Below are 24,194 nucleotides of genomic sequence, written 5' to 3'. Positions count from 1 at the left end.
GTTGATATCCAGGCAGGCAATCGCAGCCTGACCGCGTGGCGGCGTACTGCCTGGCTACCGCGAGGACGTGATCAGGCGTCGTCTTCCGACTCTTCTTCGCCGCGAGCCAACCGCTCGGTGTTCTTCACGCCCGTGTGACGCACATCGGCGCCCTTGACCATGTAGATGACGCGTTCGGACATGTTCTTGGCGTGGTCGCCAATGCGCTCCAGCGCGCGCGCGATGAAGATCATGTCGATAGCGCGCGAGATGGTGCGCGGGTCTTCGATCATGTAAGTGATCAGGTGGCGCAGCGCGCCCTTCCATTCCTTGTCCACTTCCTTGTCGCTGCGCACCACGGCGGCGGCCTGGATCGGGTCAAGGCGCGCGAACGCATCCAGCGCCTGATGCAGCATGGTGCGCACATTGGCGGCCATGTGGCGCAGTTCGATCACCGGAATGTGGCGCAGCTCGGCCTCGTGAATGCGGCGCGCCACGGTGGCGACCTTCTCGGCCTCATCGCCCGAACGCTCCATGTCGGTCAGCATTTTCGAGACGGCCATCAGCATGCGCAGGTCGATTGCGGTGGGCTGGTGACGAGCCAGGATGCGGCTGATGCTTTCGTCGATCTCGACTTCGTGGCGGTTGACTTCCTTTTCCCGCTCACGGACCTTCTCCACCAGCGACAGGTCGCCCGTGGCCAGCGCGTCGATCGCTTCCTGAATCATGGCTTCCACCAAGCCGCCCATTTGCAAGAACTGCGAACGGACGCTTTCCAGGTCGGCGTCAAACTGCTTGTTTGTATGCTCCGTCATCCGGGCTCCCTGCGTAGTTGATCTCATTGCATTGCCCCGAAATAAGAGAGTTACGAGATGGGCCTGCACAACCGGCAAGGTTATGACCCAAGTGTGACAGGATTATGAATCGAGGCCCCGCCGCCCGCAAGGCGGGGCGGCAGGCGCGGTACGCAGGTGAAGCAAGAGCAACCTGGGGGGTATCCGGCCCGGCTATCGGCCGAGGTACAGACGCCACCCCGAGTAAAGACCGCCCCTGATTTACGCCGCCGCGCGATCCAGGCGACGGATACCCGATTGCGTGGCCAGCAACGCCACATCGGCGCCGGCCAGCGCGAACAGGCCGCAGGTGACCACGCCGGGCAGATTGTTGACCCGCGCCTCGAACGCGCGCGCATCGGAAATTGCCAGGCCGGACACGTCGAGGATGATATTGCCGTTATCGGTGACGAAACCTTCGCGCAGGCGCGGCTGGCCGCCCATGGCCGCCAGCGCGCGCGCCACGGACTCGCGCGCCATCGGAATCACTTCGAGCGGCAGCGGAAACTTGCCCAGCGTCTGGACCAGCTTGGATTCATCGGCGATGCAGATGAAGCGTTCGGCCACCGAAGCAACGATCTTCTCGCGCGTCAGCGCGCCGCCGCCGCCCTTGATCATGGACAGATCCGCGTCGATTTCGTCCGCGCCATCGACGTAGATGGGCATCGTCGCCACGTCGTTCAGGTCCAGCACCTTCAGGCCGTGGCGGGCCAGACGTGCGGCGCTGCGCTCCGAGCTGGCGACGGTGCCGCCGATGCGACCCTTGAAACGCGCCAGGCCGTCGATGAACAGATCGGCGGTCGAGCCGGTGCCCACGCCGATGATGACGTCCGGGCCGGCGACCTCTTCAACGAATTGCAGGGCGGCGTCGGCGGCTTGTTGCTTGAGTTCTTGCTGGGAGAGCATGGCGGAAATGATGCGGAAAGGTTGTTCAAGCGGGGAAATTTAGCATGCGGCGGCGGCCGGCCAGGCGCGGGCCAGGATCGCCGTGGTGTCGGTGTCCGCCGGCAGCTCGCCGAAAATGCCGCCATCGGCCCGCAGGCGGCTGGCAACGAATGCCTGCGAAACCGCCGAGGGTGCATGCTGGATCAGCAGCGCGGCCTGCCACAGCCGCGCCAGCCCGCAAGCAATGCGGCGCGCCTGGAATTCGGCCTGCGGGGCATCGGCCAGCAACGTCCGCCATGCCGCCAGCGCGCGGGCGTATGCCTCGTTATGCATCGCCGGCGCAAATTCGCGGTCCAGCGCGGGCATCGCGTCGGGTTCGCGCTGCAAGGCCCGCAGCACATCCAGCGCCATGACGTTGCCCGACCCTTCCCAAATGGAGTTGACCGGCGCCTCTCGATACAGGCGCGGCATCGGGCCTTCTTCCACATAACCGTTGCCGCCCCACACTTCCATGCATTCGGCGATGGCGTTGATGGCGCGTTTGCAAATCCATAGCTTGGCCGCGGGCGTGCCCACGCGCACGAGCGCACCGGATGACGCATCGGCGCGTTCATCGACCGCGCGGGCCAGCCGCAATGCCAGCACCATCGCCGCCTCGCTTTCCAGCGCCAGATCGGCCAGCACGTTGCGCATCAGCGGCTGCGCGATCAGCGGCTTGCCAAACGCCTGCCGATGCTGGGCATGATGCAGCGACTGCACCACCGCCTGGCGCAGCAAGGCCGCGCTGCCCAGCACACAATCCAGCCGCGTGGTGGCCGCCATCTCCAGCAACACCGCCAGGCCGCGTCCGGGCTCGCCCACCATGACGCCCCAGGCGTTTTCGAACTCCACTTCGGCGCTGGCGTTGCTGCGGTTGCCCAGCTTGTCTTTCAGGCGGCGCACGCGGATGGCGTTGCGCGGCCCCTCGGGAATCCAGCGCGGCACGAAAAAGCAGCTCAGGCCTTCATCCGTCTGCGCCAGCACCAGGTGCGCGTCCGCCTGCGGCACCGAGAAGAACCATTTGTGGCCTACCAGCTGATACGCGTTGCCACGGCCTGATGCGCCCAGCGGCGCGGCGCGGGTGCTTACCGCGCGCAAGTCGGAACCGCCCTGCTTCTCGGTCAGGCCCATGCCGATCAGGGCGCTGCGCTTGGCCGTCAACGGCGCGTCGGCCGGGTCGAACTCGCGCGAATACAAAGCCGGCAGCCATTGCCCGGCGAAGTCCACCGCGCCCGCGGGCTCGCGTTGCAGCAGCGGCACGGCCGCGAACGTCATCGTGGTGGGGCACAGCGTGCCGGCTTCGACCTGCCCTTGCATCAGGTACGCGGCCGCGCGCGCCACCTGGGCGCCGGGCACCGGTTGCGCCCACGCGCGGCTATGCAGGCCGCGCGCCAGGATGCCGCCCATCAGCAGGTTCCAGGCCGGATGAAAGTCCACGTGATCGATGCGATGGCCGCCACGGTCATACGCGACCAGCCGAGGGGGACAGCGGTTGGCTTCCTGGCCCGCCGCCAGCGTCTGCGCCCGGCCCAGCCACGCGCCGTGCGCCGCCAGGTCCCCGTCCCAGGCCTGCCCGCCTTCGCGCCGCACCGCCTCGCGCAAGGCGGGGTCGGTGTCGTACAGCGAATAGTCTTCCAGCACGGGCACTTGGTTCTGCACGGTGTGCGTAGCAAAAGTGGCGGACGTGGTCGACGCGAACGAAGACATGGGCGACTCCAGGAAAGAGGTCTATCTGGCCATGGGCGCCACCCGGGCCCACGGCCGCAAGGTTTCGACCTGCGCCGCCAGCTCCAAAAGCAACGCCTCGCTGCCCAGCGGACCCATCACCTGGATGCCGATGGGCAGGCCATCGGACGACATGCCGAAAGGAATCGAGATGGCGGGCATGCCGGTCAGGTTGGCCAGCGGTGCGAACGGGGAATACCCGATCACGCCCTTCTTGCCAAGACGGTAGGCCAGGTAATCGGCGTTGTCCATGGCGTAGCGACCCAGCGGCGCGGGCGGCTGCGCCAGCACGGGGCTGAGGAAAAGATCATGGCCCTGGGCGCCGTCCCGATGCAGGAAACGGCCGATGCGGCGGGTGATCTCGTGGCAGGTGTCCACGCACGCGACGTACTGCGCCCCCGAGATGGCCCGGGCGTATTCGCGCGCGCCCAGCGTGGTCGGTTGCAATTCGTCGGCGGCCAGCCGGCGGCCGCGCTCGGCCACGAAGCCGTCGATGGCATTGGCCGCCGCGCTGGCGATCAGCGGCAGCATGGGCGACAGCACCTCTTCGGACCCCACGGGCGGCAGGGCCGGCGTCAATTCGTGGCCCAGCGATGCGAAAAAGCGAGCCGCTTCGTCCACGGTGGCGGCCACTTCCGGATGGATCACGCCGCCTTCATAAGTGGTGTTGATGAAGGCAATGCGCCGGCGCGTTGCGCCGTGGGGGTCCGCCGCGACGCGCGCCACGACCGCCCGGTAGGACGGGGCGGCCAGCGCCGGCGCGGCATAGGGCGCGCCCACGTCCGCCCCCGCGCTGATGTCCAGCGACGCGGCGCAGTCGCGGACCGAAATGGTCATCATGTGTTCGGTGGCCAGACCGCCCCACCCTTCGCCCTTCAACGGGCCCAGCGGCATCAGCCCGCGCGAGGGTTTCAGGCCAAGCACACCGCAGCAGGACGCGGGAATACGGATCGAGCCGCCGCCGTCGCTGCCGTGTGCGATGCGCACCATGCCGCTGGCCAGCGCCGCGCCGGCGCCGCCGCTGGAGCCGCCCGCGCTATGGCCGGCCTTCCAGGGGTTTTGGGTGGGTGGCCCGTAGGCGGGCGATTCGGTCGTGGGGCTCAGGCCCAGTTCGGCGCTGGTGGTGCGGCCGAACGGGATCAGGCCGGCGCGGCGATAACGTTTGACGATTTCGGCGTCCAGGTCCCATTGCACCTGGCCATACAGAACCGAGCCCATGGCGCTGGGCAAACCCAGCGCCGCCGTGCCCAGGTCCTTGAGCAGCGTGGGCACGCCCAGGAAAGGCCGGCTTTCCAGTTGCGCTAGCCGCTGTTCGGGTGACAGCGCTGCCAGCTCTTCGTCCAGCGCTTTTGCCAGGCGCAGCCCGGCCTCTGCCTGGACGCCGCACGCCGCATTGATGGTGGGATTGCGCGCCGCCACCCGTTCCAGCGCCTGCTGCATCGCAGCAAGCGCTGTGGTGACCCCCTGGGCGATATCGGCGCCCAGCGCCGTCGCGTCGAGGGATGAGGAATCATGGCGGTCAGCGGTGCTCATGCTTGCGATGCTCCAGGGTTCGACGGCGAAATGCCGCACACCCCAGGATATCGACAGTCTGCGCCAGCAACAAGCCAGCGCGGCCCGCGTTCGGCGCGGTGTCACCGCAGGGACGGATGAACCCGCCCCGCGAGCGCGGAGAAAACTGGCGCCCCGTGGTGTTCGAGCGCGCCGCCATCCGCGCTACGGCAGCCCCGGTCGCAAGCCGCGTTATGGCCGGGAGTTGCTGTCCGCGCTGTCGTCCGCGCTGTCATCGGCCTCGTTGCCGGCCACATCCGCCTCACCCTCTCCCAACAGCCGCAAGGCCTCCGCCTCCGGCAGCGCCTCGACGTTCTTCAGGTTTTTCAACATGGCGCGCGTGCGCACTTCGGTCTGGCCGATTTTGTTGCTGGCGGTATCCAGCGTCTTCTTGACGCTCGCCAGCGCATCGCCGAACTTGCCGAACTCGGTTTTGACCGCGCGCAGCACCTGCCATACCTCGGACGACCGCTGCTCGATCGCCAAGGTGCGAAATCCCATCTGCAAGCTGTTCAAAAGCGCCGCAAGATTGCTCGGACCCGCCACATTGATGCGCAGGTCGTGCAGCTTGTCCAGCAGCCCGGGGCGACGCAGCACTTCGGCGTACAGGCTTTCGGTGGGCAGGAACATGATGGCGAAGTCGGTCGTGTACGGCGGCGACACGTATTTGGTGGCGATCAGCCGCGCCTGCACTTCCACCGCGCGGCCCAACGCCGCACCCGCCGCCTTTACGCCTTCGGCGTCGGCGGCGTCTTGCGCGTCCATCAGGCGCTCGTACTCTTCCTTGGGAAACTTGGCGTCAATCGGCAACCAGACAGGCGCACCGCCGTCGCCGCGACCCGGCAGGCGGATGGCGAATTCAACCGCCGCATCGCTACCCGGGACCGGCTTGACGTTGCTGGCGTACTGGTCCGGGGTCATGTTGTCTTCAATCAGGCGAGCCAACTGCACTTCGCCCCAGGTCCCGCGCGACTTCACGTTCGTCAGCACGCGCTTCAGATCGCCCACGCCCGCAGCCAGCGCCTGCATTTCACCCAGGCCCTTGTGCACGGCTTCCAGCCGATCCGACACCAGCTTGAACGATTCGCCCAGGCGCTGTTCCAGCGTGGCGTGCAGCTTTTCGTCCACGGTACGGCGCATCTCGTCCAGCTTGGCGCTGTTTTCCGTCTGCAACGATTGCAGGCGCTGGTCCACCGTGGCCCGCACCTCCATCAGACGGCGCTCGTTGATCTGGATCAGGCCTTGCAACTGCTCGCCGAAGCCTGCGGCGAAACGCGCCAGCGACTCGGCCGATTCCGCGCGCGCGGCCTGGGCGTCGCGCGCCAGGCCCGAACGCAGTTCGCCTTGGGACTGCGCAAGTTCCACGCGCAATGCGCGGGTCGATTCCGAAAATTCGCTGCGCAGGCCGCGCTGGCTTTCCGCGATGTCGGCGCGCAACGCGCGTTCCGTCCTTTCCAGGCCTTCCAACAACGCGTCCAGCCGAGCCTGGTCGGCCGAGGGCCGCAACCAGGCCAGCAAGGCCACCACGCAAGCCAGCACCGAGCCGCTCGCGGCCACCCAAAGCAGAATTTCATTCAAAACAGGCATCTCCAAAGGCGCAAATTGTAGGCCGCTTCATTACCACGTTGTAACCAAACGAAATGCGCTGACGCACGCCAGCCCGACCGTGCCGTCGCAACGGGATTAAACTGCCCCAACCTTGAACAAGACGTTCGACCAAATTTGAATTCCGCCGATCCTTTCTCTCGCCGGCCCAGCACATCGTTCCAGTCGGTCTTCGGCCCCCTGAACCTGGATGCCGAAACGCCGCTCGTCACGGGCGGCGACCGCCACATTTTCCAGCATCCGCACTTTCCCGCCCTGCTCGTCAAGGTCATGGACATGCAGGCCCGCGCTGCCTACCTGGAGTCCCGCCCTTTCAAGCGCTGGTACAAGCAATACCAGCGGGAAAGCGCCTACCGCGTCTATCTGAACGAAATATCCGAGTATGTCACCACCACCACGCGCCCCTCCGGCGTGTGGCAGGTGCCGATGGCGCGCATCCTGGGCGTGGCGCAAACGTCGCTGGGCCTGGGCCTGCTGGTCGAGAAGATCGTCGACGCGGATGGCAATATGGCCCCGACGGTGGCCGATCTGGCCAGACAGGGTCAGGTGGACGCACGTTTTTTTGAGCAATTGGACGAATTCTTCAACGACCTGGCCGACGCGCACGTGGTCCTGAACGATATTTCCGCCAGCAACGTCGCCTGCGGCATGAATGCGGACGGCAAGCTGGGCTTGTACCTGATCGATGGGTTTGGCGTGATGCCCCTGGTGCCGCTGTACGCGTGGAGCAAAAGGCTTAACCGCAGCCGCATCAACCGCAAGTACCGCTTGATGCGCCAGTCGCTGCAAGCCCGCATCCAGGCCGCTGGCAAGGCCTCGGGCGCCTAGCGCGCGGCGGGGCTTTGGCGGCGTCCGAGCCTGCTGCCGTGCCCTAACCTTGCACCGCTGCGGGGCCAGCGCCCGTTTCGAATCCTGCCGGGGCGTCCGGCAGCACGATGCCCTGCCGATCGACCCACACGTAATCATGGCCGGCACGCTGGCCGCGCCGCAACGGATTGCGCGTGCAGAATGCGGCGTAGGCCGGATCCACGAAACGGTAATGCAGATGTTCGTCGCGTCCCGGCGGGATCCCCAGGCGCGTGGTGCAGATCAGCGCCTCGGGCGAATCGCCCACGTCGTGAACGTACAGCGCCTCGGGCTCGAAACGGCGCGCGTCCCACTCAGGCACTTTCAGGCCGAGCGACCGGCACAGCAAGGTCTGCCCGGCACACAGCCGCGCGGCGGGGCGCGGCAAACCTTGCGCGTCGGGGTTCAGCGCCTGCATCCGGGCCAGCGCCTCGGGGCCGGACAGCGCATCGATCCACGGATAGCCGGATTTGATCAGCACGGCATTGCCGGGGCCGGCTGCGCTGAAATTCAGCGAATCGCCGCCCCGCGCGTAATACATATAGATGACGCCGCCATCCATGAACAAGGCGCGGCGTTTATGGGTGTAGCCCAGCGAAGCGTGGCTGCCCTTTTCTTCCAGGTAGTAGGCCTCGGTTTCGATGATGCGCGCCGACAGCCACAGCCCGCTCACGCGATGGCGGATGACCTTGCCCAGCAGATCGCGCGCCAGCGTGCAGGCATCGCGATTGAAAAACGCATCGGGCAACGCCTGGCCGGCGCCGCGCGATGCCTGGCCCGGGTAAGCCGTCATCGCTGCCCGCCCGCTCTCAGGCGAAGCGCTCGCCGTAGCGCTTTTCGCTGAAGCCCACGGTGACTTCGCCGTCGGGCGTCACGGTGACGGGGCGGCGCACCAACGCTGGATATTCGGCGATCAGGTCGCTCCACTGCTTGTCGGTATGGACCGACTTGCGGTCTTCTGGCAGGTTGCGCCACGTCATCGACGAACGATTGACCAGCTTTTCCCAGCCGCCGACCTTGTCGGACCAGGATTTCAGCGTAGCCGCATCAACGGGCTGATCCCGGTAATCCACGAACGCGTGATCGACGCCATGTTCAGACAGCCAGTCGCGCGCCTTGACGCAGGTGCTGCACTTGGTCAGGCCATACAGGGTGGTTTGCTTCATTTGGATTCAGACTCCTTGCGCCATTGCAGGCGGTTGGCCAGGATCACGCAGGTGCCCACGGCCAGGATGAACAAGGTGGCAAGCGCGTTGATCTCGGGCTTGAGCCCGAGCCGCACGCGCGAGAACACTTCCATCGGTAAGGTGCTGGAGCTGGGGCCGGACAGGAACGAGGCCAGCACGACGTCGTCCAGCGACAGCGTGAAGGACAGCAACCAGGCCGATGCCAGCGCCGGCGCGATCAGCGGCAGCGTGATCTTGAAGAACACGGTGATGGGCGTCGCGCCCAAATCCAGCGCGGCCTCTTCCAGCGAACGGTCCAGGTCGCGGATGCGGGTCTGGATGACGACCGCCACGAACGCCATGCACAGCGTCACGTGCCCGACCCAGATCGTGAACACGCCGTTTTCCGACGGCCAGCCCAGGCTGCCACGCAGCTCGACGAACATCAGCAACAACGAAATGCCCAGCACCACTTCGGGAATGACCAGCGGCGCGCTCAACATGCCGACGTACAGTGAAAATCCGCGAAAACGTCCCATGCGCCCCAGCACGTAGCCCGCCCACGTGCCGATGATGACGGCAGCCGTGGCCGTCAGCGCGGCGATGCGGAACGACAGCCAGGCGGCGCGCAGCAGCGCATCGTCATTGGCCAGCGCGTGATACCAGCGGAACGAGAACCCCGCCCACGACGTGACCGTGGGGGACTCGTTGAACGAAAACACCATCAGGCTGAGGATGGGCACGTACAGGAAAAAATAGCCCAGCCCCAGCACCACGGCGCGCAACGTTTTATTGGGGCCCTTCATTTGCGGCCTCCGTTACCTTGTTCCTGCTGCTTGACCTGGTTGTACTGGAACACCACCAGCGGCACGAGCAGCAACAGGACCATCACGCAGGTCACCGCCGAGGCCATGGGCCAGTCGGCGTTATTGAAGAACTCGTTCCACATGACGCGACCCATCATCAGCGTGTTCGCGCCGCCCAGCATTTCGGGAATGACGTATTCGCCCACCGCCGGAATGAACACCAGCATCGCGCCGGCGATCACGCCCTGGCGCGACAGCGGCACGGTGATCTGCCAGAACGCCTGCCAGGGCTTGGCGCCCAGATCGTAGGCGGCTTCGAGCAGGCGCAGGTCCATCTTCACCAGCGTCGCGTACAGCGGCAGGATGAAGAACGGCAGGTACGCGTAGACCATGCCGATATATACGGCCACGTCGGTGCGATAGATTTCAAGCGGGCTGGAAATGATGCCCAGGCTTTGCAGCAGATTGTTCAGCAGCCCGTCGTTGCGCAAGATGCCGACCCAGGCATACACGCGCAGCAGCAGCGACGTCCAGAACGGCAGGATCACGCCCAGCAGCAACAGGTTGCGCACGCGCGGCGAGGACCGCGCGATGTAGTACGCAATGGGATAGCCGATCAGCACGCAGATCAACGTGGTAATGCCGGCGATCTTCACCGAGCTGAGGTAGGTCTTGAAATACAGGCTGTCGGTGAACAGCAGGATGTAGCCGCGCAGGTGCAGGCTGAACTGCACCGCCTCGTCCTGGAATTCGGCCAGCGACGTGTACGGCGGAATGCCGAATTTGACTTCGGCGAAGCTGATCTTCAATACCAGCAGGAAGGGCAGCAGCAGGAACACCACCAGCCAGGCAAACGGCGGCACCACCGCCAGCGCCCGGCCCGACGGCAACCAGTCGCGGGGCGAAAACCGGATCATGACGCCAGCACCGTCGCGCTGTCGGCGCCCCAGCTGACGAAGATTTCTTCGTCGATGCCCGGCGCGTCCATCTGGGCCAACAGCAGGCTGGGCACGCTGGCCTCGACCGTCTTGCCGGAATCCAGGCGGATCTGATAGAGCGCGTAGCTGCCCATCCAGGCCATGTGGCTGACCATGCCGTGCGCCCAGTTGTATTCGCCTTCGGGTTGGTCGCGCGACACCAGCAGGCGCTCGGGCCGGATGGACACGTGCACTTCCATGCCCAGGGGTTCGCTGACGCCGTGGTTCACGAACAGCGGCCGGGTCAGTTCAGCGCATTCGATGGCGACGTGGTCGGGCTCGTCCACCACGATCGTGCCGGTGAACATATTGGTGGTGCCGATGAAGCTGGCCACGAAGCGCGAGTTCGGAAATGCGTAGACGTCCTGCGGCGTGCCGCACTGGACGATCTGCCCTTCGGTCATCACGGCCAGCCGATGCGCCATGGTCATGGCTTCTTCCTGGTCGTGCGTCACCATGATGCAGGTCACGCCCACCTGTTCAAGAATCTTCACCAGCTCGATCTGCGTCTTCTGGCGAATCTGCTTGTCCAGCGCGGACATCGGTTCGTCCAGCAGCAACAGCTTGGGCCGCTTGACCAGGCTGCGCGCCAGCGCCACGCGTTGCTGCTGGCCGCCCGACAGCTGATTGGGCTTGCGGCGCGAATAGCCGGCCATCTGGACCAGGTCCAGCGCTTCGAATACGCGGTCGTGGATTTCGGCGCGATCGACGCCTTCCTGCTTCAGGCCGAACGCCACGTTGGCTTCCACCGTCATGTGCGGAAACAGCGCATACGACTGGAACATCATGTTCACGGGCCGCCGATAAGGCGGCACGCTGGTGATGTCCTCGCCGTCCAGCAGGATCTGCCCCGACGTGGCCTCTTCGAAACCGGCCAACATGCGCAGCAAGGTCGACTTGCCGCTGCCGGAGCTGCCAAGCAGCGCGAAGATCTCGTTGCGCTTGACGGACAGGTTGACGGAACGCACGGCGACCACATCGCCAAAAATCTTGACCACATCGGACACCCGGACGAATTCGTCCGGGTCGACCGTATGCGGCGCCGAGTAACGGCTATCGCTCATGATGACTTATCTTCCAGACTTCAGCTCGGACCACATCCGGTTTTGCAGGCGTTGAATGTTCAAGGGCAGCGCCTTGATCACGTAGAGGGTCTTGGAGACCTCTGCCGGCGGATAGATCATGGGGTTGTCCGCCACGTCCTTGACCACGTACTGCCGCGCCTCTTTGTTGGCGTTGGGATAGAACATGGTGTTGGTGATGGCGGCGTGGACCTTCGGCGTTTCAATGTAGTTGATGAACGCCAGGGCCTCTTCGGGATGCGGCGCATCCTTCGGAATGACCATCAGGTCGAACCAGGCCGGCGCGCCGCCCTTGGGGATGAAGTAATTCACTTCATACGACTTCTTGGCTTCCTGCGCGCGCTTGCGGGCGATCATCACGTCGCCCGAAAAGCCGTAGACCATGCAAAGGTCGCCCACCGCGAGTTCGTCGATGTAGCCCGACGAGCTGAACTGGCGGATGTACGGACGGATCTGCTTGAGCACGTCCAGCGCGGCCTTGTAGTCGTCGGCGTTGGTGCTGTTGGGATCCTTGCCCAGGTACTTGAGCACGGCCGGGAACACCTGCGCGGCTTCGTCCAGCATCGAGATGCCGCACTCTTTCAGCTTGGCGGCGTTCTCGGGCTTGAAGATCATGTCCCAGTTGGCCAGGTCGACGTTGTCGCCCATGATCTGCTTGACCTTGGTGACGTTGTAGCCCAGGCCATTGGTGCCGTAGCCCCATGGGATTGCATATTGGTTGCCCGGATCGACGGAGGCGACCAGCGCCATCACTTCGGGATCCAGGTATTTCCAGTTGGGGATCTTGGACTTGTCCAGCTTCTGGAACAGGCCCGCCTCGATCTGACGCGAGGCGTAATGGGTGGACGGAACAACGACGTCGTAGCCGGACTTGCCGGCAAGCAACTTGGCTTGCAGCGTGTCATTGCTGTCGTACACGTCATAGCGGACCTTGATGCCGGTTTCCTTTTCGAAACCCGGAATCGTGTCCGGCGCCGTGTACTCGGCCCAGTTATAGACGTTGACGACCTTGTTCTGCGCGACCGCCGACGATGCCGATGCCGCGACCAACACCGCTCCAAGCGCCCAGCGCATTCCCGCCCTTAGTTCCATTACAAGCCCCCTTGCCGTATGCCGTGTATGTCAGGACTACCAAAAGGCGAAATGATAAAGCCTTTTAGCGTTGACCTGCCCAACTTTACCGGCGAGTTCACGCAATTAGCGGCCGACCGCAAGACGGGCCGCGCCGGGCGGTCAAGGCTGCACGCCCACGCCCCACGCCGTCCAGTAGCTGTCGCGCAGCTTCATCCAGTAGCGATCGCCGTCTTCACCCGCCACCTTGACGAGAGAGCGGCGCAGGCGGTCCAGGTTGCCCTGGCGCTGACGTTCGGACAGCGCGCCCTGCGTGCCCCGGTCGAAGTCGATCAGCCAGACCTGGTCGTCCGCGCCGAGCAGGATGTTGAAGGCGTTCAGATCGGCATGCCACACGCCCGCGCGATGCATGCGGACGATGGCCTGCGCCACCGCGCCCCACAGCGGTTCGGCCAGTGCATGGGCCAGCGGCCGCACGCCGGGGATGCGTTCCACGATGATCGCCGCGCGGTAGATCGGACCTTGGCGCCAGTAGGCGGCGGCCAGCGGGGCCGGCACGGCCAGGCCTTGGGCGCGCATCGCGGCCAGCAAACGGAATTCACGGAAGCTGCGGGTGCGGTCTTCGCCGTTCCATAGATAGGCGTCGCGGCTGATGCGGGCGACCATGCCGCCGCGCCGGTAGCGCCGCAGCACGCCCTGCCAGCCCTGCCCCTGCACGAACCACGCCGCCTGGCGTCCGCCCGCGTCCACCGGCCGCGCCCGGTCGCCATAGTGGCCGGGGTTGAAGATGTCGGGGCCGGCGTTGCCCAGGCGCGCGGTGTCGCTCAACATGGCGCCAGCCAGTGGGCTGGGCCAGGACTGACGCAGCGCGCCCGATTGCGGGTCGTCAGCCTTCACGATTGCGCATCCAGTCGGCCACGCCGTAGAAAGATTCCAGCAGCCTGTCCGTCAGGGCCGGGTCCAGGTCCTGGTCCTGCATGGCGCGGCCGATGCACGTCACCCACTGGTCGCGTTCGATCTGGCCAATGGAAAACGGCAGGTGGCGCGCGCGCAGGCGGGGGTGGCCGAAGCGTTCGATGTAGTGGTCGGGGCCGCCAAAGTAGCCGCACAGGAACCAGAAGAGCTTGTCGCGCGCCTGGTCCAGGCTGGGGCCGTGCGCCGCGCGCAGTTCTTTCAGGTCGGGCTCCATGTCCATCAGGTCATAGAAACGGTCGACCAGCGCGCGCACGCCGGGTTCGCCACCAAGAAGGTCAAAGATACTGCGGGAATTTTCCACGGGTTCGCTAATGGTATGGACGCGGGTTGTCATCAGGTTTCTCGAAGGGTGACCAGCGGCGGGGTCCGCAACACACCGCGCAGGGCCAGCGCGCCGCCCGCCCAGGCGCCCAGCATCCCTGCGCCAATGCCGGCCAGCCAGGGCCACAGGCTCAGGGTGATGGTGAAGTCGAACACCTGGGTCGACAGCGCCCAGGCGATGGCGGTGGCTCCCGCCGCCGCCAGCAGGCCCGCCAGGCCGCCCACCGCCCAAAGTTCGATCCTCTGCGAGCGCGCCAACTGCGTGCGGGTCGCGCCCAGCGCCCGCAGCACCGCCGCCTCGCGCATGCGCTCGTCGCGCGTGGCCGTCAGCGCCGCCGACAGCACCAGCACGCCGGCCGCCAGCGTAAACAGGAACAGCAGTTGCACCGCCTTGCCCACCTCGTTCAAGACAGACTGCAACTGTTGCAGGATGGCGCCCACGTCGAACACGGTCAGGTTGGGAAACTGGCGCACCAGCGCCGGCAAGGCCGACGCTTTTTCTGGCGGCAGGTAGAAAGAAGTGATCCAGCTTTGGGGCATGTCGGCCAGCGCGGCGGGGGTCAGGATGGCGAAAAAGTTGACGCGCATCGTATCCCAATCCACGCGCCGGGTGCTGGTGACGGCGGCCTCGACCTGCTGGCCGGCCACGTCGAAGGTCATTTTGTCGCCCAGTTTCAGGCCCAGCGATTTGGCCAGCCCGGACTCCAGCGACACTTCCGACGCGCCCGGGGTCAGCCAACGCCCTCGCTCGATCTTGTTGGACGAGGGCAGCTCATCGCCATAGGACAGATTGAATTCGCGGTCCACCAGGCGCTTGGCGCGGGGCTCTTCGTAGTCGTCCGGGCCGACCGGCTTGCCATTGATGGCGATCAAGCGCCCCCGCACCATCGGCGACAGCGTGATGCGGCCCAGGCCCTCGCGGGTCAGCGCGTCTATGACGGGCTGGCGCTGGTCGGGTTGCACGTTGATCAGAAAGCGGTTGGGCGCATCGGCCGGCATGGTGCGCTGCCAGCCCTGGATCAGATCGGTACGGGTCATCGTCAACAGCAACAACGCCATCAGGCCGACCGCCAGCGCGCAGACCTGAGTGATCGTGGCGGCGCGGCGGCGGACTACGCCGGCCAGCGCGAAACGCAGCGCGGGCAGACCGCCCGCCAGCCGACGCACGCGCGCCAGCCCCAGGATGCAGAGCCATGCCACCAGCGCGAACACCGCGAACGCGCCCAGGAAGCCGCCGGCCACCACGGCGCCCAGCTTGGCGTCGCCCGCGAACCACCAGATCAGCAGCGCGAAACCGGTCGCGCCGACCGCATAGCCGAAGGCGCTGCGGGCGCTCAGGGTGTCGGCATCGCGCCGCAGGACCCGGGCGGGCGGCACGTGCCGCAATTGCGCCAGCGCCGGCAGAGCGAAGCCCAGCAGCAGCAACAGGCCGGTCAACACGCCTTGCAGAGCGGGTATCGCAGACGGCGCGGGCAGGCTCGTGTCGATCAAGGAGCCCAGCAGCATCACCAGCACCTGGTGCACGGCAAAGCCCACCAGGCAGCCGGCAGCCGACGCAAACAGGCCCACCAGCGCGAATTCCAGCGTCAGCATGCGCGAGACCTGCGTCTGCACCGCCCCCAGGCAACGCATGACGGCGATGCCGTCGCGGTGGCGGGTCATGTAGCGGCCGGCGGCCAGCGCCACGGCGACGGCGGAAATCAGCACCGCCAGCAAAGCCACCAGTGATAGAAAGCGCTGCGCGCGGTCCAGCGTGCGGCGCACTTCCGGCCGGCCCGATTCCAGCGTCGCGATCTTCTGCCCGCGTTTCAGGTTCTGGTTCAGCCACGTGGCGTAGCCCGCCACGGCGTCCGGCTGGCCGGCGATCAACATGGCGTAGCCGATGCGGCTGCCGGGTCCGACCAGCCCGGTGGCCGGCAGGTCGCTGGCGCGCAACAGCACGCGCGGCGCCACGTTGACGAACTGCATGCCGCGATCCGGCTCGTAGGTGATGACGCGGTCCACGCGCAGATGGGCGTCGCCCACGTTCAGCGTATCGCCCACTTTCAGGTTCAGGAGTGACAGCAGTTGGGCGTCCACCCACACCGCGCCTTCGGGCGGAATGTCGCGCGTGGGCGCGTCGGGCGCGAACGGGGCGTCGGCCACGCGCAGCGCGCCGCGCAGCGGATAGCCGGGTTCGACGGCCTTGATCGCGGCCAGTTGCGCGCCATCGCCAGCGCCCACCATGGACGGAAACTGCCACGTGCTGGACAGGGTCAGGCCGCGTTCGCGGGCCTGGTCCAGGAATGTGGCGGGCACAGGCTCGTCGGCATCCAGCACCAGGTCGGCGCCCAGCATCTGGCCAGCGTCGCGTTCCAGCGCCCGGCCCACGCGGTCGGCCAGGAATCCGACGCTGGTGACCGCGGCCACCGCGACCACCAGCGCCAGCACCAACAGGCGCAGTTCGCCCGCCCGGGCGTCGCGCATCATCATCCTGGCGCCCAGGCGCAGGGTGGACCAGAAACCGGGGCGCTTGGCCTGTGACATATCAGGGAAATCCATCATTCATCATTGTTAAAAACCGCGAATCGGGCGTCCGAATCCCGATATCATCCCGGGGCGGGAGGCAACGCCGCCTCTAAAGATACCTAATACCGGAGAAGACAATGCGTAAATCCTGGCTTGCGGCCACGATTCTGGCCGCCTGCGCGGCCGCCACATCCCTGCCCTCGGCAGCCCAGACCACCCTGAAGATGGCTTACGCCCTGTCGACCTCGTCGCACTATGGCGCGGGCGCCGACGCCATGGCCAAGTCCATCGAAGCCTCTTCGAACGGCAAGTACAAAGTACAGCAATTCGCCAACAGCGCGCTGGGCGGCGAACGCGAAGTGATCGAAGGCCTGCAGATCGGCACGATCGACCTGGCCATCGTTTCGACAGGCGCCACCCTGAATTTTGTTCCCGAAACCGGCGTATTCGATATCCCCTTCCTGCTGCGCGACCTGCAACATGCACGCGCCGTGCTGGACAGCAAGATCGGACAGGACATGCTGGCCAAGTTCCCCAGCCGGGGCATCATCGCGCTGGCCTGGGGCGAGCAGGGCTTTCGCCACCTGACCAACAACGTGCGCCCGGTCAAGACCCCGGCCGACGCCAAGGGCCTGAAGATCCGCACCACGGAAAACCCGATCCACATCACGGCTTTCCGCCAGATCGGCATCCTGCCCACGCCGATGGCCTGGCCCGAAGTGGCCACCGCCTTGCAGCAAGGCACCATCGACGGCCAGGAAAATCCGCTGTCGGTGATCACCTCGGCCAAGCTGTCGCAAATGCAGAAGTACCTGTCGCTGACCGGCCACGTGTATGGTCCGGCGCTGGTGCTGATGTCGGCCAACGTCTATGACGGCCTGTCGTCCGCCGACAAGGCCAACTTCGACAAGGCCGGCAAGGAATCCGCCATGGCCATGCGCGCCTACGTAGACAACATCGAGAAGACCGGCGTCGAGCAGTTGAAGAAGGAAGGCATGCAAGTGTCCGAAGTGGACCGTGCCGCCTTCGCCGCCGCCGTCGAGCCGGCCTACCCCGAGTACTACAAGAAGTTCGACAAGAAGCTGATCGACTCGATCCGCGACACCAAGTAAGCGGGCGGCGCCCGGCTCGGGCGCATCGTCCCTGGCGGCGGGATCACCCTCCCGCCGCCTGCCGTTTTCCACCCTGTGCGTCCAACGCCATCGGGATTCATCATGCGTTTGCTCTGCGCTTTCGACCGCGGCCTGTTCAAGCTGGTTTCGGTCCTTGCCCAACTTTTGCTGGTCGCCGCCGCGGCGGCCGCCTTCTACCAGGTCATTGCCCGCTTCGTGCTGCATTCGCCCGCCGACTGGAGCGAGGTGCTGACCCGTGCCCTGCTGATCTGGACCGTGCTGCTGGGTGTCTCGCTGGCCTTTCGCCACGGCGCGATGATCAGCGTTGAAATGCTGCGCAACCTGCTTGGCGGCACCAAGCGCCGCGTGCTCGAAGCCGTGATCGGCCTGATCTGCGCCAGCTTCCTGGGCTTTCTGGCCTGGATCGGCGGCAACATGACCTATCGCGTCCGCTTCCAGACCGTGCCCAGCCTGGACATCTCGATTTCCTGGATCTACCTGGCAATTCCCGTCGGCGCGACGCTGGCCGCCATCGCCGTGCTGGCTCGCTGGTGCGCCGGTGAAGAAGACGACGTGCCCGTGCGCAACGACGCGCAAGGCTGAAGCCGCCCCAATCGAATTTACGCAGCAGATATCGCCATGTCCCAATTAATGATTGTCTCGATGCTGATCTTCTTCGGGCTGTCCGTGCCGGTCGCCGTGTCGATCGGCCTGGCCAGCCTGGCGGGGGTCGGCAGCACCGGCCTGCCCTGGGTGGTGGTCGCCCAGCAGTTGTACGCCGCGCTGGACAAGTACCCGCTGGTCGCCATTCCTTTCTTCATCCTGGCCGGCAACCTGATGGAAGCCGGCGGCATCTCCGAACGCATGGTGGAATTCGCCAAGAGCGTGGTGGGCGGCATCCAGGGCGGGCTGGCCTGCACCTGCGTGCTGACCTGCATGATCTTCGCAGCAGTCGCCGGCTCCAGCGTCGCCACCACGTTCGCCGTGGGCGCCATCCTGATCCCCGCGATGATCCGCCACGGCTACCCCGCGCCCTTCGCGGCGTCGCTACAGGCCAGCGCGGCGGAATTGGGCGTGATCATCCCGCCTTCGATTCCGATGATTCTTTACGCCGTGTCCACCGACACGTCCACGGGCGAGCTGTTCATTGCCGGCGTCATGCCCGGCATCCTGATCGGCGTGGCGCTGATGTTCTACGTGTGGCTCTACGCCAAGCGCAACAACCTGGGCAAGCGCGACGGCGAAGGCCGGTTGCCGCTGTGGCCGGCGCTCAAGAACGCCTGGTTGGCGTTGATGATGCCGGTCATCATCCTGGGCGGCATCTATGGCGGCGTGTTCACGCCGACCGAGGCCTCCGTGGTGGCCGTGATGTACGCGGTGGTGGTGGGCAAGTTCGTTTACCGCCGCCTGAGCTTCAAGCAACTGTCCACGACCTTGCACAAGTCGGTCGTGTCCACCGCCGTGATCATGTTCGTGATCGCGAACGCCGGTGTCTTCAGCTTCCTGCTCAACCGCGCAGGCATCCCGGACGCGCTCGGGGTGTGGTTGTCGCAGATCTTCGACACGAAGTTCTCGTTCCTGATGGGCATGAACGCGGCGCTGTTCGTCATCGGCATGTTCATCGAGACCTCGGCCTCGATCGTGGTGCTGGCCCCCTTGCTGCTGCCGGTGGCGCTGAAGTTCGGCGTGGAGCCCGTGCACTTCGGGATCATCATGGTGGTGAACCTGGCGCTGGGCATGATCACTCCGCCGTTCGGCGTGAACCTGTTCGCCGCGTGCGCGGTGGCCAAGCTGCCGCTGGAGCGGCTCATCAAACCCTTGGTCCCGTTCGTGGGCGTGGTGATTGTCTGCTTGTTGGTGATTACGTACTGGCCCGGCCTGTCGCTGGGCTTGAGGGATCTGGTCTACGCGAAGTGATCGCGTGTGTGCCCGGGCCTGCGCGCCCGGGATGCTGATTGCAACGAGGCCCCTTCGCGGGGCCTCGTTGCATTCTGGGGCTTCGAATTGCAGCCTTCCCCTCAGGCCGCCACCGCCCTCTCCCATTTGACCGCGTGGCAGCGCAGTTGCCGTCCTCCCGTGCGGGTGACCGGCGGCGCGCTGACGCGGCATTCGTCGCGGGCCTCGGGACAGCGCGGGTGAAACGTGCAGCCGGTAGGCGGCTGGATCGGGTTGGGCACTTCACCGCCCATCGGGTCGCGGTCGCGCCGAGGGGCGTCCAGGTCGGGAATCGTGTCGAGCAGCATGCGCGTGTACGGATGCTGCGGGGCGTCGAACAATTGATCGGCCGGCGCCTGTTCGACGATCCTGCCCAGATACATCACCGCCACGCTATCGGACACGTGGCGCACCACCGACAGGTTGTGGCTGATGAACACATAGGTCAGCCCGAATTCCTTTTGCAGATCGCCCATCAGATTCAGGATCTGCGCCTGCACCGACACGTCCAGCGCAGAGGTGGGCTCGTCGCAAACCAGGAATTCCGCCTCGGTCGCCAGCGCTCGCGCTATCGAAATGCGTTGCCGCTGCCCACCCGAGAACTCGTGCGGAAAGCGGCCCGCGTCGCTGGCGGACAGGCCCACCAGTTCCAGCAGTTCGTCCACGCGGCGGCGCGTGTCGGCGGGCGATCCGCGCAGGCCCAGGGTGATGATGGGCTCGGCCACGATGTTGCCCACCCGCCAGCGCGGGTTCAGGCTGGCATAGGGATCCTGGAAGATCATCTGCGGATACAGCACGCCGCCCGTCCGGTTGCGGCCATATTGCAGCGTGCCGCGCGTGGGCGCGACCAGGCCGACCAGCAGCTTGGCCAGGGTGGACTTGCCGCAGCCGGATTCACCCACGATGCTCAACGTGGAGCCTCGGGGCACCGACAGCGACACCCCATCCACCGCCTTGAGCGTCTGCATCGGCTGGCGCGACAGCGTGCGCTCCAGCCAGGGCGGCGATACGTCGAACCAGCAGGCCAGGTCATCGGCCCGCAACAGCACATCATCGTTACGCGGCATGAGCGACTCCTTCCTGATGCAGCCAGCAGGCGCTGACCGTGGCGCCCGATGGCGTCGGGGCGAGCGGCGGCCGGGTTTGCGCGCAGCGCGGGCCCGCCAGCGCGCAACGCGGATGAAAGGCGCAGCCATCGGGCATGGCGTGCAGGCGCGGCATGGCGCCGTCGATCTGGTTCAAGCGCGCGGCCCGATGGCGCAGGCCGGGGATGGCGTTCATCAGGCCCTGCGTATAAGGATGACCGGGCCGGCGCAGCACATCCATCACCGGACCGATCTCCACGATGCGGCCGGCGTACATCACCGCCACGCGATCCGCGGTTTCGGCGATCACGCCCATGTCGTGCGTCACCAGCAGCACGGCGGTGCCCTGCTCGCGGCAAAGCCGGCGCAGCAGCGCGGTGATCTGCGCCTGCACCGACACGTCCAGCGCCGTGGTGGGTTCATCCGCGATGATGAGCTTGGGGCGCGCCGCCAGGGCCAGCGCGATCACCACGCGCTGGCGCATGCCACCGGAGAACTGGTGCGGGTAATGGTCAATACGCTTGTCGGCGGCCGGAATGCCCACCGCCAGCAACAGCTCCAGCGCGCGAGCACGGGCGGCAGATGCGGACACCTTGTCGTGATGGCGGATGGTTTCGATCAGCTGGTCGCCTACGGTAAACAACGGGTGCAGGCTGGTCAGCGGGTCCTGGAAAATCGCGCCGATCTCCTTGCCTCGCAAGCGCTGGCGCGCCTTGGGCGGCAAGTTGTCGATGCGCTGGCCCGCCAGCAGGATCTCGCCCGCGCCCAGGCGGCCCGGCGGCTCCAGCAGGCCGATCACGGCCATGCCGGTCAAGGATTTGCCCGCGCCGGATTCGCCCACCATGCCCAGGATTTCACCGGGCCGGATATCGAAGCTGATGTCGCGCGTGGCGACCAGCGTGCCATGGCGGGTCGGAAATTCCACGGACAGTCCGCGCACGGACAAGGTGGGCACGCCAGCCGGCGCGGTGTGGGGGTCGGTTGCCATCATGACGGGCTCCTTGCGGGACGCGGATAGCTGGAAGAGAAAATCTGTTCAACGGGCGGATGGCCCCAGGTGCGGTCGGGATAGCGCGCGATCAGGCCATCGAATTGCCGCTGCGCCTGCTCTTGCGCCAGACGCGCATCAAAGCCGGGGATGCGTCCGTCCACCATCACGAAGCGCCCATCGATGACCACCTGCGACACGTCGCGTCCGCTGCCGCTGATCATCAGCGTCTGGATGGGGTCGATCATCTGGCCGTTGCGGTCGTGCGAAAAATCGAAGACGACGATGTCGGCCTTGGCGCCTACAGAAAGGCGACCCAGGTCGGGGCGGCCCAGCGCGTCGGCGCCGCCGACGGTCGCCGCGTCGTAATAGTCTTCGGCGCGCACGGCCTCGGTGGAGGCTTCCTCGACCCGGCACAGCATCAGGCCCACCTGCATGTTCTGCACCATGTCGGGCGGCCACGTGTCGGTGCCCATGCCGATGTTGATGCCCAGCTTGCGATAACGCGCGAACGACGACAGCGTTGCGCCATGCCGCGCCGACACCAGCGGACAGTGGACGATGCTGGCGCCCGCGTCGCGGATGATTTCAAGGTCGCGCCCCGGCTGCGGAATATGGCGCGACCCCGACACATAGGTGCCGTGCGGCAGCAGCGCGCGCGGCGACAGAAAGCCCAGGCTTTGCAGCCATTGCGGCGGACTCATGCCGTGCTGCTCCTGAACCAGGTCGTATTCCAGGCGCGACTGGCAGCAATGCAGCCGGATCGGAATGTCGAGTTCCTGGGCAGCCCGGGCCGATGCGCGCAGCAGTTCCGGCGTGCAGGTCTCGATACGGTCGGGCGCCAGCATGGCGCGCACGCGGCCCCCATGACGGCCTTCGACTTCATCGCAAAATGCAATCGCCTCGTCCAGCCCGGCCATGCCGCGCGCCGGATCATAGTGGCAGCGGATCTTGCCCTCGGCATCCACATAGGTGTGGCCGCTGCGGTAAGCCGGCCCCAGGTAGACGCGCAGCCCCAGTTCCCCCGCCGCGTTCGCCGCCGACAGGAATTCGTCACGGGTCTCGCCCCAGACGCGGTAGAACAGCGACGCAATCGGCAGCGCCGTGGTGATGCCGTTGCGGATCAGCTGCGCAAAGGCGTAGCGCTTCTGGAACGCCAATTCGGCGGGCGTATACATCTCGTAAGGCCCCTGCTTCATGTACGTCTCGGGCCAGATGCGGCCTTTGCGCCAAGCGGGGGAATTGTCGAAACCGAGGATGGTCGTGTCCAGGTCCGACAATGCATCCAGGTCCACGAAGCCCGGCCCGATCACGGCGCGGCCATAGTCATGACGGCGCGCCACGGGACCCGGATAGCGGTGGCCGACGTACAGGATGCGATTGCCTTCAAAAACGACTTCGCCGTTCTCGTACAGGCAGTGCCGGCCGTTTTCGTGGCCCACGACCCAGCGGGCGGTCAAGAGGACGGGGCCTTGCGCATCGGGCATCACGGCGCGCTCACCAAGGCACGGCCGTCGCGCGCCACCACCTTGCCGCGCTTGACCACCAGCTTGCGCACGGGCCGGGCCGCGATGGCTTCGGCCACCGTTTCGGCATCGACCAGCACAAAGTCGGCATGGCAGCCCGGCGTCAGGCCGTAGTCGGCCAGTTGCATCACGCGTGCGTTGCCGTAGGTGGCCACGTCCAGCGCCAGTTCCAGTTCGTCGTCGCGGCGCAGGTTGTTGCGCAGGCCGACCAGCATGGTCCGCTCCAGCATGTCGGGCTTGCCGTAAGGGCCCCAGGTATCGCGCATGCCATCGTTGCCGGTGCAGACGGTGACGCCGGCCTGCCGCAGCCGCGCCACATTGGGCACCGGGCGCGAGGCCGAACCGGTGGTCATGATGTGCACGCCCGCTTGCAGCAGCCCATCGGTCAGCGCTTGGACGGCCTGCGTGTCGGGCATGCCCAGACAGAACGCATGCGACAGGGTCACCTTGCCCTGCATGCCCAGCGCCAGCACGCGGTCGATCGTCATCTGCATGGAAAACGCGCCCAGCTCGCCGGCCTCGTGCAGATGGATGTCTATCGGTTTGCCGTGCTTGTCGGCCAAGGCGAAGATCGCGTCCAGATGGCCTTTGGGATCGCGGTCCATGCCGGCCGGGTCCAGCCCGCCCACCACGTCCGCCCCCATGCGCAGCGCCTGGTCCATCAACTCCAGCGTGCCGGGCCGGATCAGCAGGCCGCTTTGCGGAAACGCCACCAGCTCCACGTCGATCTCGTCGCGGTACTGGTCGCGCGCGCGCATCACGCCTTCGATAGCCGCCACGCCGATGTCCGTGTCCACGTCCACGTGGCTGCGGATGTGGCTGGTGCCGTCGCCGATCGACATCACGATCTGACGCGCCGACTGCCGGTAGGGATCGATGCCCAGGCGTTTCTTTTCTACGCGCTCGTTCTCGATCTTGTCGATCAGCCGGGGGCCGACTTCATTGCGATACCAGGGCATGCCGTACATGGTCTTGTCCAGGTGCGCGTGGGCGTCGATCAGCCCGGGCAGCATCAGCGCGCCGCCTCCGTCCACCACCGGCACGCCCGCGGGCGCGGCGCCGCCCAGCGCCTGGATGCGGCGATCGTGCACCAGCACCGTGGTTGGCTCGCCGCCAGCCAGGCGGACTTGGGTGTGTAACGTTGCGTTTTCCATGCTTGACCTCTTTGTAGATGCGCTG

Annotated in this window: 22 protein-coding genes; 4 read left to right on the top strand and 18 right to left on the bottom strand. The window is 66.2% G+C overall.

Annotated elements, in window-relative coordinates:
* Positions 1-71 precede the first annotated feature (71 nt).
* The 5 genes from phoU to rmuC form a co-directional block, all read right to left on the bottom strand.
* The gene (phoU, locus tag API01S_RS12070) at positions 72-794 is read right to left on the bottom strand and encodes a phosphate signaling complex protein PhoU (RefSeq protein WP_006218474.1); all 723 of its coding nucleotides are present in this window, start codon (positions 792-794) and stop codon (positions 72-74) included.
* Positions 795-1,034: 240 nt separating this feature from the next.
* Positions 1,035-1,718 (bottom strand): ribose-5-phosphate isomerase RpiA, encoded by a 684-nt coding sequence (rpiA, locus tag API01S_RS12065; protein ID WP_061304586.1) that lies wholly within the window; start codon positions 1,716-1,718, stop codon positions 1,035-1,037.
* 39 nt (positions 1,719-1,757) lie between these two features.
* Positions 1,758-3,443, bottom strand: coding sequence for an isovaleryl-CoA dehydrogenase (locus API01S_RS12060; protein WP_061304584.1), 1,686 nt, complete (start codon positions 3,441-3,443; stop codon positions 1,758-1,760).
* 21 nt (positions 3,444-3,464) lie between these two features.
* Complete coding sequence (locus API01S_RS12055; RefSeq protein WP_061304582.1) at positions 3,465-4,994, bottom strand: amidase; 1,530 nt, start codon at positions 4,992-4,994, stop codon at positions 3,465-3,467.
* A 210-nt stretch (positions 4,995-5,204) separates the two neighbouring features.
* Positions 5,205-6,590, bottom strand: coding sequence for a DNA recombination protein RmuC (gene rmuC / locus API01S_RS12050; RefSeq protein WP_409360605.1), 1,386 nt, complete (start codon positions 6,588-6,590; stop codon positions 5,205-5,207).
* A 144-nt stretch (positions 6,591-6,734) separates the two neighbouring features.
* Here rmuC and API01S_RS12045 point away from each other — a divergent pair, with 144 nt between their 5' ends.
* Positions 6,735-7,445: a PhoP regulatory network YrbL family protein gene (locus API01S_RS12045; protein ID WP_006218469.1), complete on the top strand. Its 711-nt coding sequence runs from the start codon at positions 6,735-6,737 to the stop codon at positions 7,443-7,445.
* Positions 7,446-7,488: 43 nt separating this feature from the next.
* Here the strand turns inward: API01S_RS12045 and API01S_RS12040 are convergent, their stop codons facing one another.
* The 9 genes from API01S_RS12040 to API01S_RS12000 all read right to left on the bottom strand — a co-directional run bounded on the left by API01S_RS12040 (position 7,489) and on the right by API01S_RS12000 (position 16,405).
* On the bottom strand, positions 7,489-8,256 hold the full coding sequence (locus tag API01S_RS12040) for a DNA-3-methyladenine glycosylase (RefSeq protein ID WP_061304578.1): 768 nt from the start codon (positions 8,254-8,256) through the stop codon (positions 7,489-7,491).
* 16 nt (positions 8,257-8,272) lie between these two features.
* Entirely contained in the window at positions 8,273-8,629 is a 357-nt protein-coding gene (locus API01S_RS12035; protein WP_061304576.1) for a Spx/MgsR family RNA polymerase-binding regulatory protein, read from the bottom strand.
* Positions 8,626-9,435 carry an ABC transporter permease subunit gene (locus tag API01S_RS12030; protein WP_006218466.1) on the bottom strand — a complete coding sequence of 270 codons (810 nt, stop codon included), beginning with the start codon at positions 9,433-9,435 and terminating at the stop codon, positions 8,626-8,628. The genes API01S_RS12035 and API01S_RS12030 overlap by 4 nt, the downstream gene beginning before the upstream one ends.
* Positions 9,432-10,352: an ABC transporter permease subunit gene (locus API01S_RS12025; protein ID WP_006218465.1), complete on the bottom strand. Its 921-nt coding sequence runs from the start codon at positions 10,350-10,352 to the stop codon at positions 9,432-9,434. Before API01S_RS12025 ends, API01S_RS12030 begins: the two co-directional genes overlap by 4 nt.
* Positions 10,349-11,476, bottom strand: a complete 1,128-nt coding sequence (locus API01S_RS12020; protein ID WP_006218464.1) for an ABC transporter ATP-binding protein — start codon at positions 11,474-11,476, stop codon at positions 10,349-10,351. Before API01S_RS12020 ends, API01S_RS12025 begins: the two co-directional genes overlap by 4 nt.
* Positions 11,477-11,482: 6 nt before the next feature.
* Positions 11,483-12,586 carry a polyamine ABC transporter substrate-binding protein gene (locus tag API01S_RS12015; protein WP_006218463.1) on the bottom strand — a complete coding sequence of 368 codons (1,104 nt, stop codon included), beginning with the start codon at positions 12,584-12,586 and terminating at the stop codon, positions 11,483-11,485.
* A gap of 141 nt (positions 12,587-12,727) precedes the next feature.
* Positions 12,728-13,462, bottom strand: coding sequence for a 3-deoxy-D-manno-octulosonic acid kinase (locus API01S_RS12010; protein WP_050727671.1), 735 nt, complete (start codon positions 13,460-13,462; stop codon positions 12,728-12,730).
* Positions 13,452-13,874 (bottom strand): group II truncated hemoglobin, encoded by a 423-nt coding sequence (locus tag API01S_RS12005; protein ID WP_006218461.1) that lies wholly within the window; start codon positions 13,872-13,874, stop codon positions 13,452-13,454. Before API01S_RS12005 ends, API01S_RS12010 begins: the two co-directional genes overlap by 11 nt.
* The gene (locus tag API01S_RS12000) at positions 13,874-16,405 is read right to left on the bottom strand and encodes an ABC transporter permease (protein ID WP_082305931.1); all 2,532 of its coding nucleotides are present in this window, start codon (positions 16,403-16,405) and stop codon (positions 13,874-13,876) included. The genes API01S_RS12005 and API01S_RS12000 overlap by 1 nt, the downstream gene beginning before the upstream one ends.
* A 101-nt stretch (positions 16,406-16,506) precedes the next feature.
* On the opposite strand from API01S_RS12000, the gene API01S_RS11995 reads away from it, so the two are divergent.
* The 3 genes from API01S_RS11995 (at position 16,507) to API01S_RS11985 (ending at position 19,398) form a co-directional block, all read left to right on the top strand.
* Positions 16,507-17,481, top strand: a complete 975-nt coding sequence (locus tag API01S_RS11995) for a TRAP transporter substrate-binding protein (protein WP_050727673.1) — start codon at positions 16,507-16,509, stop codon at positions 17,479-17,481.
* A gap of 102 nt (positions 17,482-17,583) precedes the next feature.
* The gene (locus API01S_RS11990) at positions 17,584-18,084 is read left to right on the top strand and encodes a TRAP transporter small permease (RefSeq protein WP_006218458.1); all 501 of its coding nucleotides are present in this window, start codon (positions 17,584-17,586) and stop codon (positions 18,082-18,084) included.
* 36 nt (positions 18,085-18,120) lie between these two features.
* Positions 18,121-19,398 (top strand): TRAP transporter large permease, encoded by a 1,278-nt coding sequence (locus API01S_RS11985; RefSeq protein ID WP_050727674.1) that lies wholly within the window; start codon positions 18,121-18,123, stop codon positions 19,396-19,398.
* A gap of 101 nt (positions 19,399-19,499) precedes the next feature.
* Here the strand turns inward: API01S_RS11985 and API01S_RS11980 are convergent, their stop codons facing one another.
* From API01S_RS11980 to API01S_RS11965, 4 genes are read right to left on the bottom strand one after another with little or no spacing between them, the layout of a single operon-like run.
* Positions 19,500-20,483: an ABC transporter ATP-binding protein gene (locus API01S_RS11980; RefSeq protein ID WP_050727675.1), complete on the bottom strand. Its 984-nt coding sequence runs from the start codon at positions 20,481-20,483 to the stop codon at positions 19,500-19,502.
* The gene (locus API01S_RS11975) at positions 20,473-21,492 is read right to left on the bottom strand and encodes an ABC transporter ATP-binding protein (RefSeq protein WP_050727676.1); all 1,020 of its coding nucleotides are present in this window, start codon (positions 21,490-21,492) and stop codon (positions 20,473-20,475) included. The genes API01S_RS11980 and API01S_RS11975 overlap by 11 nt, the downstream gene beginning before the upstream one ends.
* Positions 21,489-22,976 (bottom strand): amidohydrolase family protein, encoded by a 1,488-nt coding sequence (locus API01S_RS11970; RefSeq protein WP_061304575.1) that lies wholly within the window; start codon positions 22,974-22,976, stop codon positions 21,489-21,491. The genes API01S_RS11975 and API01S_RS11970 overlap by 4 nt, the downstream gene beginning before the upstream one ends.
* Positions 22,976-24,169, bottom strand: a complete 1,194-nt coding sequence (locus API01S_RS11965) for an amidohydrolase family protein (protein WP_061304573.1) — start codon at positions 24,167-24,169, stop codon at positions 22,976-22,978. The genes API01S_RS11970 and API01S_RS11965 overlap by 1 nt, the downstream gene beginning before the upstream one ends.
* Between the last annotated feature and the right edge of the window lie 25 nt (positions 24,170-24,194).

The organism is Achromobacter piechaudii NBRC 102461 (genome assembly GCF_001571245.1).
Classification (GTDB): domain Bacteria; phylum Pseudomonadota; class Gammaproteobacteria; order Burkholderiales; family Burkholderiaceae_B; genus Achromobacter; species Achromobacter piechaudii.
Note: the sequence above shows the minus strand (reverse complement) of the source record. Positions and strands in the feature narration are given on the sequence as shown.